Source organism: Pseudomonas sp. P108 (genome assembly GCF_032613195.1).
Classification (GTDB): Bacteria; Pseudomonadota; Gammaproteobacteria; order Pseudomonadales; family Pseudomonadaceae; genus Aquipseudomonas.
The window spans coordinates 969910-982033 of record NZ_CP126691.1; the positions used below are offsets into that span (position 1 = coordinate 969910).

Sequence of the window (12124 nt, forward strand, 5' to 3'; positions counted from 1 at the left end):
CGCTGCATGCGGGCGCCATGCTTTGGCAGCTGACCCAGATGCTTTGGGTCGGCGGTCTATGGCTGATACATCTCGGTTTGCAGCCGGCGCTGGGCAAGATTGGCCTGGCACCGCTGCTGATCGATGAAGTCGCCAGTGCATTTGAAGTGCTGGTGGTGGGGTTTGCCGCCGCATGCGTTATTTTTCAGGCTTTGGTGCTGGTACAGGCCGAGGGCCTTTCCAGTCTATGGCGGGATTTTCGTGGGCAGGTGCTGTTGATGGCGTTGTATGCGTGTGCGATGTATGTCGCAGTGCGTGTCGGCTGGCCGGATGCGCAGCGCTTGCAGGTGTTCAGTTATCTGGTTTTGGGCTTTTCCGGGCTGGTGCTGGTGATGCAGCCGGTGCCGGGATGGAGTGGCAGGGTGCGCGAAGCACACCCTTGACCCTTTTCATCACTTGAAGCGATGAACGTTCGACAGCTGCTTGTTGACGCTGAAGTTCTTGCGGTAAACCAGTGCCATCTTGCCGATGACCTGTACCAGGTCTGCTTTGCCAACCTTGCACAGCTCTGCGATGTGCGCCAGGCGCGACTCGCGATCGAGGATGTTGAGCTTGATCTTGATCAGCTCGTGATCCGCCAGGGCGCGTTCAAGTTCGGCTAAAACACCTTCAGTCAAACCGTTGTCAGCCACCGTCAAAACCGGCTTCAGGTGGTGGCCAATGGATTTGTACTGTTTCTTCTGCTCTGGAGTGAGCGGCATAATCTGACCCTTTCGTCTGGATTCTGTAAAATGGCGGCCATTTTACCCGAGGGTTCGTGGATCCGCCCAATTAATCACGACCCTTATCATCGAGGTGCCCAATGGCGCGTTCCAAGACAAGCCTTGGTTGGCTGAAACGACATGTCAACGATCCCTATGTGAAGCAAGCGCAGAAGGATGGCTACCGCTCGCGTGCGAGTTACAAGCTTCTGGAAGTCCAGGAGAAATACAAGCTGATCCGTCCTGGCATGAGCGTTGTCGACCTGGGTGCAGCGCCCGGTGGCTGGTCGCAGGTGACTAGCCGGCTGATCGGTGGTCAGGGGCGTTTGATCGCTTCGGACATTCTGGAAATGGACAGCATCCCTGACGTGACCTTTATTCAGGGTGACTTCACCGAGGACGCAGTGCTCGCGCAGATTCTTGAAGCTGTGGGTAATTCGCAGGTGGACCTTGTGATTTCCGATATGGCCCCCAATATGAGTGGTACGCCCGAAGTGGATATGCCCAAAGCCATGTTTCTCTGCGAGCTGGCGCTTGATCTGGCGGAGCGGATACTCAAGCCGGGTGGCAATTTTGTGATCAAGATTTTTCAGGGCGAAGGATTTGATGTTTACCTGAAGGACGCTCGCAAAAAGTTCGACAAGATCCAGATGATCAAGCCGGACTCCTCCCGTGGCAGCTCACGCGAGCAATACATGCTGGCTTGGGGTTACCGCGGACGTAGTGAGTAAAACGAGGTTTTTGTGCGGGGTGATAGGTTTTTAGTATTTCGCCCGGCTAGCATTAACGAATATTGTGTAGAAAGTGTTTCACAAAGGGTTACAGACGGCGCCTGCCAGAGCCGTAGGTAATGTAGTAAGTTAGGCCGGTGAATATCATGCGAAGCGCGCGCCAGTAGCGGAGCTTGCTTCAGAGGGTAGTTAATTGAACGATATGGCAAAGAATCTGATCCTGTGGTTGATCATCGCGGCTGTCCTGGTGACGGTGATGAACAACTTCTCCAGCCCTAACGAGCCGCAGACCCTCAACTATTCCGACTTCATCCAGCAGGTCAAGGATGGCAAGGTCGAGCGCGTAGCCGTTGATGGTTATGTGATTACCGGCAAGCGCAATGATGGCGATAGCTTCAAGACCATTCGTCCGGCAATCCAGGACAATGGCCTGATCGGCGATCTGGTCGACAACCACGTTGTGGTTGAAGGCAAGCAGCCTGAACAGCAAAGCATCTGGACCCAGTTGCTGGTAGCCAGCTTCCCGATCCTGGTGATCATCGCGGTGTTCATGTTCTTCATGCGCCAGATGCAGGGTGGTGCCGGCGGTAAGGGCGGGCCGATGAGCTTCGGCAAGAGCAAGGCGCGCCTGCTCTCCGAAGATCAGGTGAAAACCACATTGGCTGACGTTGCCGGTTGCGACGAAGCCAAGGAAGAAGTCGGCGAACTTGTTGAGTTCCTCCGTGATCCGGGCAAGTTCCAGCGCCTGGGCGGTCGTATTCCTCGCGGTGTGCTGATGGTCGGTCCTCCGGGTACCGGTAAAACCTTGCTGGCCAAGGCAATTGCCGGCGAAGCCAAGGTTCCGTTCTTCACCATCTCCGGTTCCGACTTCGTTGAAATGTTTGTCGGTGTCGGTGCGAGCCGTGTTCGCGACATGTTCGAGCAGGCGAAGAAGCACGCGCCGTGCATTATCTTCATCGACGAAATCGACGCCGTCGGTCGCCATCGTGGCGCTGGCATGGGTGGCGGTCACGATGAGCGTGAGCAGACTCTCAACCAGTTGCTGGTTGAGATGGACGGCTTCGAAATGAACGACGGCATCATTGTTATCGCTGCAACCAACCGTCCTGACGTACTTGACCCTGCGCTGCTGCGTCCGGGCCGTTTCGACCGTCAGGTTGTCGTCGGTCTGCCGGATATCCGTGGTCGCGAACAGATTCTCAAGGTTCACATGCGCAAAGTGCCAATGGGTGACGACGTCGCTCCGGCCGTTATCGCGCGTGGTACTCCAGGCTTCTCCGGTGCTGATCTGGCAAACCTGGTCAACGAAGCGTCGCTGTTCGCTGCGCGCAGCGGCAAGCGCATCGTTGAAATGAAAGAGTTCGAACTGGCCAAAGACAAGATCATGATGGGCGCCGAGCGCAAATCGATGGTCATGTCCGAGAAAGAGAAGCAGAACACCGCTTATCACGAAGCTGGCCACGCCATTGTCGGTCGCGTCGTGCCTGAGCATGATCCGGTCTACAAAGTGTCGATCATTCCGCGCGGCCGTGCGCTGGGTGTGACCATGTTCCTGCCGGAAGAAGATCGCTACAGTCTGTCCAAGCGCGCGCTGATCAGCCAGATCTGCTCGCTGTATGGCGGCCGTATCGCTGAAGAAATGACCCTGGGCTTTGACGGTGTGACCACCGGTGCTTCCAACGACATCATGCGTGCTAGCCAGATTGCGCGGAACATGGTGACCAAGTGGGGTCTGTCGGAAAAACTCGGTCCTTTGATGTATGCCGAAGAAGAGGGTGAAGTATTCCTCGGCCGCGGCGGTGGCGGTCAGGCTGCCAGTTTCTCTGGCGAGACAGCCAAGCTGATCGACTCCGAAGTGCGCAGTATCATTGACCAGTGCTACGGCACCGCCAAGCAGATCCTCACGGACAACCGTGACAAGCTCGATGCCATGGCCGATGCCCTGATGAAGTACGAAACGATCGATGCTGAACAGATCGACGACATCATGGCCGGTCGTACACCTCGCGAGCCTCGTGACTGGTCGGGTGGCACGGGTACACCACCACCTCCAGTGGTTCAGGACGAGCGTCCGGAAACACCGATTGGCGGTCCGGCTGCTGACGTTTAAGGTTTGAAATGACTTCTGTACAGTCCCTGACCCGGTTGCCTTGCGGCAACCGGGTTCTTGATTTGGCCCAGACGCATGTCATGGGCATTCTCAATGTCACCCCTGATTCTTTCTCTGATGGCGGCCAATACAGCCAGCTTGACGCTGCCTTGCGCCATGCAGAAGCGATGGTTGCGGCGGGTGCGACGCTGATTGATGTCGGTGGCGAGTCCACCCGGCCTGGCGCGCGAGCGGTTTCTCCGCTCGAAGAGCTTGAGCGCGTGGCGCCGATTGTCGAGCTGATCAATCGCGAGCTTGATGTGATCATTTCGGTGGATACGTCTACGCCTGCGGTGATGCGCGAAACCGCACGGTTGGGTGCCGGGTTGATCAATGATGTGCGATCGCTACAGCGCGATGGTGCGTTGGATGCAGCGGCGGCGACAGGCTTGCCGGTATGTCTGATGCATATGCTCGGTGAGCCAGGCGATATGCAGGACAATCCGCAGTATCACGATGTCACTCGCGAGGTTGGCGAGTTTCTCGCGCAGCGGATGTCGGTGTGTGCATCAGCAGGTATTCCTGCCGAGCGGATCATTCTTGATCCGGGCTTCGGTTTCGCCAAAACCCTGCAGCACAATCTAAGCTTGTTCAAGCACATGGAAGCCCTGCATGCGTTGGGCAGGCCCTTGCTGGTTGGTGTTTCCCGAAAGAGCATGATCGGGCACGCCTTGAATCGTCCTGTTGGCGAGCGGCTGCATGGCGGATTGGCGCTGGCGGCGCTGGCGTCGGTGAAAGGTGCGCGTATATTGCGCGTCCATGATGTGGCGGAAACAGTAGACGTGGTGCGGATGATCGCGGCCGTGGAATCAGCCGAATAAGAATGATGGAGCGCTTATGAGCAAGAAATATTTTGGTACTGACGGCATTCGTGGTCGCGTTGGTGAATACCCGATTACTCCTGACTTCATGCTCAAGCTCGGCTGGGCTGCTGGCATGGCGTTCCGCAAGATGGGCGCCTGCAAGGTGCTGGTCGGCAAAGACACGCGAATTTCCGGTTATATGTTCGAGTCGGCGCTTGAGGCCGGTCTGACATCGGCGGGTGCCGATGTGATGCTGCTGGGTCCTATGCCGACGCCGGCCATCGCCTACTTGTCGCGCACGTTCCAGGCTGAGGCCGGTATCGTGATCAGTGCTTCGCACAATCCGCACGACGATAACGGCATCAAGTTTTTCTCCGGTAAAGGCACCAAGCTGCCCGATGAGCTGGAGCTGATGATCGAAGAGTTGCTCGATACGCCGATGACCGTGGTCGAATCGAGCAAGATCGGCAAGGTCTCGCGGATCAACGATGCGTCAGGTCGTTATATCGAGTTCTGCAAGAGCAGCGTGCCAACGGGCACCAGTTTCTCTGGACTCAAGATCGTTATCGACTGTGCGCATGGTGCGACCTACAAGGTGGCTCCGAGTGTCTTCCGGGAGCTGGGTGCGGAAGTTGTCGTGCTGTCAGCCCAGCCTAACGGTCTGAACATCAATGAGAATTGCGGCTCGACCCATATGGGGCAGCTGCAGGCTGCGGTACTGGCGGAGCATGCCGACCTGGGTATCGCTTTTGATGGCGATGGCGATCGGGTTCTGATGGTTGACCACACTGGCGCCATTGTTGATGGCGACGAGTTGTTGTTCATTATTGCTCGCGATCTGCATGAACGTGGCAAGTTGCAGGGCGGCGTGGTTGGCACCCTGATGAGTAATCTGGGTCTGGAGCTCGCGCTTGCAGAGCTTTCGATTCCGTTCATTCGTGCCAATGTCGGCGACCGCTACGTGATCGCTGAGTTGCTTGAGCGCAATTGGCTGGTCGGTGGCGAAAATTCAGGGCATATCGTTTGCTTCAATCACACCACGACCGGTGATGCGATCATCGCGGCTTTGCAAGTGCTGATGGCCTTGAAGACCCGTAATGAAGGGTTGGCGCAAACGCGTCAGGCATTGCGCAAGTGCCCTCAGGTGCTGATCAATGTGCGTTTTGGTGGTGGCGAAAGTCCGCTGGAACACCCGGCTGTCAAGGAAGCCAGTGCGCGTGTTACCCAGGCAATGGCGGGGCGCGGACGCGTGCTTTTGCGCAAGTCCGGGACAGAGCCTCTGGTGCGCGTAATGGTCGAAGGCGAGGACGAAACCCAGGTTCGCAACTACGCCGAAGAGCTGGCAAAACTGGTAACTGAAGTTTCTGCCTGATACGGCTTGCAAGCCATGATTGTGTTGGGTAACATCTGCGCCCACTTTGACCGACGAGGTACAGCATGCGTCGCCCTATGGTAGCTGGTAACTGGAAGATGCACGGTACCCGCGCCAGCGTCGCTGAGCTGATCAACGGCCTTCGTCATCTGGCCTTGCCAAGCGGTGTTGATGTCGCGGTATTCCCGCCTTGCTTGTATATCAATCAAGTGATTGATGGCTTGAAAGGCAAGTCGATTTCGGTCGGCGCGCAGAATTCTGCGGTGGAATCCATGCAAGGTGCATTGACCGGTGAGATTGCGCCGAGTCAGTTGGTGGATGCAGGTTGTTCCCTGGTGCTTGTCGGGCACTCCGAGCGTCGCCAGATAATGGGCGAGCGGGATGGGATGCTGAATCGCAAGTTTGCAGCTGCGCAGGCATGTGGCTTGATTCCGGTGTTGTGTATAGGGGAAACCCTCGAGCAACGCGAAGCCGGAAAAACTCTTGAGGTTGTCGGGCGTCAGCTGGGCAGCATCATCGAGGAGCTGGGTGTCGGTGCTTTTGCCAAGGCAGTCATTGCTTACGAGCCGGTCTGGGCTATTGGTACCGGACTGACTGCGACGCCGCAGCAAGCTCAGGATGTGCATAAAGCCATTCGCGAGCAGCTGGCGGCAGAGAATTCTGAAGTGGCACGAGGTGTGCGACTTCTATACGGCGGCAGCGTGAAGGCGGCCAATGCGGTCGAACTGTTCGGCATGCCGGATATCGATGGGGGGCTCATTGGTGGAGCCTCCCTGAATGCAGATGAGTTCGGTGCGATTTGTCGCGCCGCGGGAAACTGAAAAAATGCTGGAAACAGTCGTAGTCGTTTTTCATCTGCTGGGTGCATTGGGCGTAGTTGCTCTGGTTTTGCTGCAGCAGGGTAAGGGTGCGGACGCTGGCGCGTCTTTCGGAGCAGGTGCTTCAAATACTGTGTTCGGAAGCCAAGGTTCCTCTACCTTTCTTAGTAAGTTTACTGCTATACTTGCCGCCGGTTTCTTCATAACCAGCTTGGGGTTAGGTTACTTTGCTAAAGAGAAGGCTCACCAGCTGACTCAGGCAGGTCTCCCAAATCCAGCAGTGTTGGAAGTACCTAAGCAACAACAACCGGCTTCTGATGATGTACCGGTGCTTCAAGAGCAAAAGTCGGCTACTCCAGCGACTGACGTACCTCCAGCTCAAGAGCAGAAGTAAGAAGGGTTTCAAACGTAGTTTTGCCGAGGTGGTGGAATTGGTAGACACGCAACCTTGAGGTGGTTGTGCCCATAGGGTGTAGGGGTTCGAGTCCCCTTCTCGGTACCAATTAGTCAGGAGAGCCCGCTGTTGCGGGCTTTCTTGCAGGTGGAAGGTTACATTGACCCTATAAGGGATCGGTCGTATACTTCCGCCCCAGCTTTGTCGCGGGGTGGAGCAGTCTGGTAGCTCGTCGGGCTCATAACCCGAAGGTCGTCGGTTCAAATCCGGCCCCCGCAACCAGTTTAAGGAGCCCCTTTTAAGGGGCTTTTTGTTAGCTGGACACTTTCAACGCCGCTGTTCGACGGCGTTTCAAGGATGGGCGTTAAGCCCATTTTTTTATTTTGCAAAGCATGCACATATCATGCACTAGGGGGTTCAGGTGTCGAGCAAGCTAGAAGAGTTGCAGGCCTTGCTGGCCCCGGTGGTCGTGGCCCTGGGCTATGAATGCTGGGGTATCGAGTTTTCGGCTCAGGGTCGTCATTCGATGTTGCGCGTTTATATCGATAAAGAGGGTGGCGTGCTGGTGGACGATTGCGCCATTGTCAGCCGTCAGATCAGCGGTGTGCTGGATGTTGAAGATCCGATCTCCGTTGAATACACCCTCGAAGTTTCCTCGCCTGGCATGGAGCGCCCACTGTTCACTCTTGAGCAGTTTGCAAAGTTTGCCGGTGAACAAGTGAAGATCAAGCTGCGCTCGCCTTTTGAAGGGCGACGCAACTTTCAGGGCCTTCTGCGCGGTGTAGAAGAACAGGATGTCGTGGTGCAGGTAGACGACCATGAGTTCCTGTTGCCGATCGATATGATCGACAAGGCCAACATTATTCCCAGTTTTGACTGAGACGCGGATCCCGCGGATCCAATGGCTTGCGAAAGGCGAGGCGTACGATGAGCAAAGAAGTACTGCTGGTTGTTGAGTCGGTATCCAATGAAAAGGGCGTACCGGCAAGCGTAATTTTTGAAGCGCTGGAGCTGGCTCTGGCCACTGCTACCAAAAAGCGTTTTGAGGACGAAGTTGACCTGCGTGTGGAAATTAACCGCCACACCGGGGCATACGAAACTTTCCGTCGCTGGACGGTCGTCGAAGAGAATGATCTCGACGATCCGGCCATCGAAACCTGGCCAAGCAAGGTTGCCGAAACGCATCCTGGTGCCAAGGTTGGCGACGTCGTCGAAGAAAAGATCGAATCCATCGAGTTCGGCCGCATCGCTGCACAGACTGCCAAGCAGGTCATCGTGCAGAAAGTTCGCGAAGCCGAGCGCGCTCAAGTGGTCGACGCCTATCGCGAGCGCCTGGGAGAAATCATCTCCGGCACCGTGAAAAAAGTCACCCGCGACAACGTGATCGTCGATCTGGGCAACAACGCTGAAGCGTTGCTGGCCCGTGAAGACATCATTTCTCGCGAAACCTTCCGTGTCGGCGTGCGCTTGCGTGCGCTGCTCAAGGAAATCCGCACCGAGAACCGCGGCCCGCAGCTGATCCTGTCGCGTACCGCGCCGGAAATGCTGATCGAGCTGTTCCGTATCGAAGTGCCGGAAATTGCCGAAGGCCTGATCGAAGTAATGGCTGCATCCCGTGATCCGGGTTCGCGCGCCAAGATCGCCGTCCGCTCGAAAGACAAACGCATCGACCCACAGGGCGCTTGCATCGGTATGCGCGGTTCGCGCGTCCAGGCAGTGTCGGGTGAGTTGGGCGGTGAGCGTGTTGATATCGTCCTGTGGGACGACAACCCGGCTCAGTTCGTGATCAACGCCATGTCCCCGGCTGAGGTTGCGGCAATTATCGTTGACGAAGATGCCCACGCAATGGACATCGCCGTTGGCGCAGACAATCTGGCTCAGGCCATCGGTCGTGGTGGTCAGAACGTGCGTCTGGCGAGCCAGTTGACTGGCTGGACCCTGAACGTGATGACCGAATCGGACATCCAGGCTAAGCAGCAAGCAGAAACCGGCGACATCCTGCGCAACTTCATCGACGAGCTGGAAGTCGACGAAGAACTGGCTCAGGTGCTGGTTGATGAAGGCTTCACCAGCCTGGAAGAGATTGCCTACGTACCGTTGGAAGAAATGCTCAACATCGACGGCTTTGACGAAGATATCGTCAACGAGCTTCGCGCTCGTGCCAAGGATCGTTTGTTGACCAAAGCCATCGCTACTGAGGAAAAGCTGGCAGACGCCCATCCGGCCGAAGACCTGCTCTCGCTTGAGGGTATGGACAAGGATTTGGCGATGGAACTGGCGGTGCGCGGCGTAATTACCCGCGAAGACCTGGCCGAGCAGTCTATTGACGACCTGCTCGACATCGACGGCATTGACGATGATCGTGCCGGCAAGTTGATCATGGCCGCCCGAGCCCACTGGTTCGAGTAATTAGGCGCGGCCTGAGGAGAGAAGTGCATGACGCAAGTCACGGTGAAACAACTGGCCGATGAGGTCAAAACACCGGTAGAGCGCCTGTTGCAGCAGATGCGTGAGGCAGGTCTGCCGCACACCGCCGCCGAAGAAAATGTGACTGACAGTGAGAAGCAGTCTCTGCTGACTCACTTGAAAAGCAGCCACAAGGCGAAAGTGGAAGAACCACGCAAGATCACGCTGCAGCGTAAAACCACCAGCACCCTGCGTGTGGCTGGTAGCAAAAGCATCAGCGTAGAAGTTCGCAAAAAGAAAGTTTTCGTACAGCGCAGCCCGGAAGAAATCGAAGCCGAGCGCAAGCGTGAACTGGATGAGCGTCGCGCAGTAGAAAATGCTGCTCGTCAGAAGGCTGAAGAAGAAGCCAAGCAACGCGCCGAAGTAGAAGCGCGTAATCAGCCTGCTGCTGCGCAGACCGCTGCCAGCGACGCCGTTGCGGCGCCGGCTGCAGCTGCCGAACCTGTTCGCGAAAGCGCACCGGTAGTGGCCGCTGCTCCAGCTCCGTCTGCCGAAGTTCGCAACAAGCAGAACGAACAGCGCCGTCCGGACAAACCACGTGCCGACGACAACAATCGTCGCAGCGGTGGTGGTGATGGCGAGCGCAAAAACGCTCCGCATCGCGCCTCGGTCAAAGAAAAAGCGCCGGCTCCACGTGTGGCGCCACGCACTACCGACGAAGAAAGCGATGGCTTCCGTCGTGGTGGTCGCGGCAAGGCCAAGCTGAAGAAGCGCAACGCTCACGGTTTCCAGAGCCCAACCGGCCCTGTCGTGCGTGATGTGCAGATCGGCGAGACCATCACTGTTGGCGATCTCGCCAATCAGATGTCGGTCAAGGCTGCTGAAATCATCAAGTTCATGTTCAAACTGGGTACTCCAGCGACCATCAACCAGGTGCTTGATCAGGAAACTGCTCAACTGGTAGCCGAAGAACTGGGCCACAAAGTGACCCTGGTCAGCGACACCGCCCTGGAAGATTCCCTGGCCGAGTCCCTGAAGTTTGAAGGTGAGTCGTTCTCCCGTGCGCCAGTCGTGACCGTAATGGGCCACGTTGACCACGGTAAAACTTCCCTGCTCGACTATATCCGTCGTGCCAAGGTAGCTGCTGGCGAAGCCGGCGGTATCACCCAGCACATCGGTGCGTACCACGTTGAAACCGAACGCGGCATGGTCACCTTCCTCGATACCCCGGGTCACGCCGCGTTTACCGCAATGCGTGCTCGTGGTGCCAAGGCGACCGACATCGTGATTCTGGTGGTTGCAGCGGACGACGGCGTGATGCCGCAGACCATTGAAGCTGTTCAGCACGCTGTAGCGGCTGGCGTTCCACTGGTTGTTGCAGTGAACAAAATCGACAAGCCGGGCGCCGATCTCGATCGCATCCGTAGCGAACTGTCGGTTCACGGCGTGACTTCCGAAGAGTGGGGCGGTGATACGCCGTTCGTTCCGGTTTCGGCGAAAGTCGGTACTGGCGTGGACGAGTTGCTTGAAGCCGTTCTGCTGCAAGCTGAAGTTCTCGAACTGAAAGCAACTCCATCGGCTCCTGGTCGTGGTGTTGTGGTTGAATCGCGTCTCGACAAAGGTCGCGGCCCGGTGGCAACCGTTCTGGTTCAAGACGGTACCCTGCGCCAAGGCGACATGGTCCTGGTCGGTTCGAACTATGGTCGCGTTCGCGCCATGCTCGACGAGAACGGCAAGCCAATCAAAGAAGCCGGTCCTTCCATCCCTGTCGAGATCCTCGGCCTGGACGGTACCCCGGACGCTGGCGACGAGATGAGCGTGGTTGCTGACGAGAAGAAAGCCCGTGAAGTGGCTCTGTTCCGTCAAGGCAAGTTCCGCGAAGTCAAACTGGCTCGCGCTCACGCCGGCAAGCTGGAAAACATCTTCGAAAACATGGGTCAGGCCGAGAAGAAGACGCTCAACATCGTCCTCAAATCCGATGTCCGTGGTTCGCTGGAAGCGTTGAACGGAGCCTTGAATGGCCTGGGCAACGACGAAGTTCAAGTGCGCGTAGTCGGCGGCGGTGTCGGTGGTATCACCGAATCCGATGCTAACCTGGCACTGGCTTCCAACGCTGTACTGTTCGGCTTCAACGTGCGTGCCGATGCTGGCGCACGGAAGATCGTCGAGCAGGAAGGTCTGGACATGCGTTACTACAACGTGATCTACGACATCATCGAAGACGTCAAGAAAGCCCTGACCGGCATGCTCGGCAGCGATGTTCGCGAGAACATCCTGGGTGTGGCCGAAGTGCGTGACGTGTTCCGTTCGCCGAAGTTTGGCGCGATCGCTGGCTGCATGGTGATCGAAGGTGTTGTACACCGTAACCGTCCGATCCGTGTACTGCGTGAAGACATCGTTATCTTCGAAGGCGAGCTGGAATCCCTGCGCCGCTTCAAGGATGACGCTTCCGAAGTACGTGCCGGCATGGAATGCGGTATCGGCGTGAAGAGCTACAACGACGTCAAAGTCGGCGACAAGATCGAAGTCTTCGAGAAGGTTCAGGTTGCTCGCAGCCTCTAACTCGCGCACTTCAGGAGCCGTGATGGCCGGCCGCACTCAACAGTGTGGCGCATCACCCGGACTCTAAACGCAACGCCCGGTCTGGCTTTTGTCAGGCCGGGCGTTTGCCGCTTTCAGACCTGGCGGGTTTCACCGCCGGGCAGTAACAG

Annotated in this window: 11 protein-coding genes and 2 tRNA genes; 12 read left to right on the top strand and 1 reads right to left on the bottom strand. The window is 57.1% G+C overall.

Annotation, left to right across the window (positions count from 1 at the left end; genetic code table 11):
• Positions 1 to 17 precede the first annotated feature (17 nt).
• A complete protein-coding gene (locus tag QOM10_RS04060; protein ID WP_316917644.1) occupies positions 18 to 422 on the top strand; it encodes an MFS transporter in 405 nt (134 codons plus the stop codon).
• Positions 423 to 431: 9 nt separating this feature from the next.
• Here the strand turns inward: QOM10_RS04060 and QOM10_RS04065 are convergent, their stop codons facing one another.
• Positions 432 to 740, bottom strand: a complete 309-nt coding sequence (locus QOM10_RS04065; protein WP_003221534.1) for a YhbY family RNA-binding protein — start codon at positions 738 to 740, stop codon at positions 432 to 434.
• Positions 741 to 841: 101 nt separating this feature from the next.
• Here QOM10_RS04065 and rlmE point away from each other — a divergent pair, with 101 nt between their 5' ends.
• The 11 genes from rlmE to infB all read left to right on the top strand — a co-directional run bounded on the left by rlmE (position 842) and on the right by infB (position 11975).
• Entirely contained in the window at positions 842 to 1471 is a 630-nt protein-coding gene (gene rlmE / locus QOM10_RS04070; protein ID WP_008088328.1) for a 23S rRNA (uridine(2552)-2'-O)-methyltransferase RlmE, read from the top strand.
• A 202-nt stretch (positions 1472 to 1673) separates the two neighbouring features.
• Positions 1674 to 3581, top strand: coding sequence for an ATP-dependent zinc metalloprotease FtsH (ftsH, locus tag QOM10_RS04075; RefSeq protein WP_127925787.1), 1908 nt, complete (start codon positions 1674 to 1676; stop codon positions 3579 to 3581).
• An 8-nt stretch (positions 3582 to 3589) separates the two neighbouring features.
• Positions 3590 to 4441 (top strand): dihydropteroate synthase, encoded by an 852-nt coding sequence (gene folP, locus QOM10_RS04080; protein ID WP_127925788.1) that lies wholly within the window; start codon positions 3590 to 3592, stop codon positions 4439 to 4441.
• A gap of 16 nt (positions 4442 to 4457) precedes the next feature.
• A complete protein-coding gene (gene glmM / locus QOM10_RS04085) occupies positions 4458 to 5795 on the top strand; it encodes a phosphoglucosamine mutase (RefSeq protein WP_122598522.1) in 1338 nt (445 codons plus the stop codon).
• A gap of 65 nt (positions 5796 to 5860) precedes the next feature.
• Positions 5861 to 6616 (top strand): triose-phosphate isomerase, encoded by a 756-nt coding sequence (gene tpiA / locus QOM10_RS04090; protein ID WP_016986498.1) that lies wholly within the window; start codon positions 5861 to 5863, stop codon positions 6614 to 6616.
• A gap of 4 nt (positions 6617 to 6620) precedes the next feature.
• Positions 6621 to 7007, top strand: a complete 387-nt coding sequence (gene secG / locus QOM10_RS04095) for a preprotein translocase subunit SecG (RefSeq protein WP_016986497.1) — start codon at positions 6621 to 6623, stop codon at positions 7005 to 7007.
• Between the two features lie 22 nt (positions 7008 to 7029).
• A tRNA-Leu gene (locus QOM10_RS04100) sits at positions 7030 to 7115 on the top strand.
• 97 nt (positions 7116 to 7212) lie between these two features.
• A tRNA-Met gene (locus tag QOM10_RS04105) sits at positions 7213 to 7289 on the top strand.
• 139 nt (positions 7290 to 7428) lie between these two features.
• The gene (gene rimP, locus QOM10_RS04110; protein ID WP_007915250.1) at positions 7429 to 7887 is read left to right on the top strand and encodes a ribosome maturation factor RimP; all 459 of its coding nucleotides are present in this window, start codon (positions 7429 to 7431) and stop codon (positions 7885 to 7887) included.
• 47 nt (positions 7888 to 7934) lie between these two features.
• Complete coding sequence (gene nusA, locus QOM10_RS04115; protein ID WP_127925790.1) at positions 7935 to 9416, top strand: transcription termination factor NusA; 1482 nt, start codon at positions 7935 to 7937, stop codon at positions 9414 to 9416.
• A gap of 27 nt (positions 9417 to 9443) precedes the next feature.
• A complete protein-coding gene (gene infB, locus QOM10_RS04120) occupies positions 9444 to 11975 on the top strand; it encodes a translation initiation factor IF-2 (RefSeq protein ID WP_127925791.1) in 2532 nt (843 codons plus the stop codon).
• Positions 11976 to 12124: the final 149 nt, after the last annotated feature.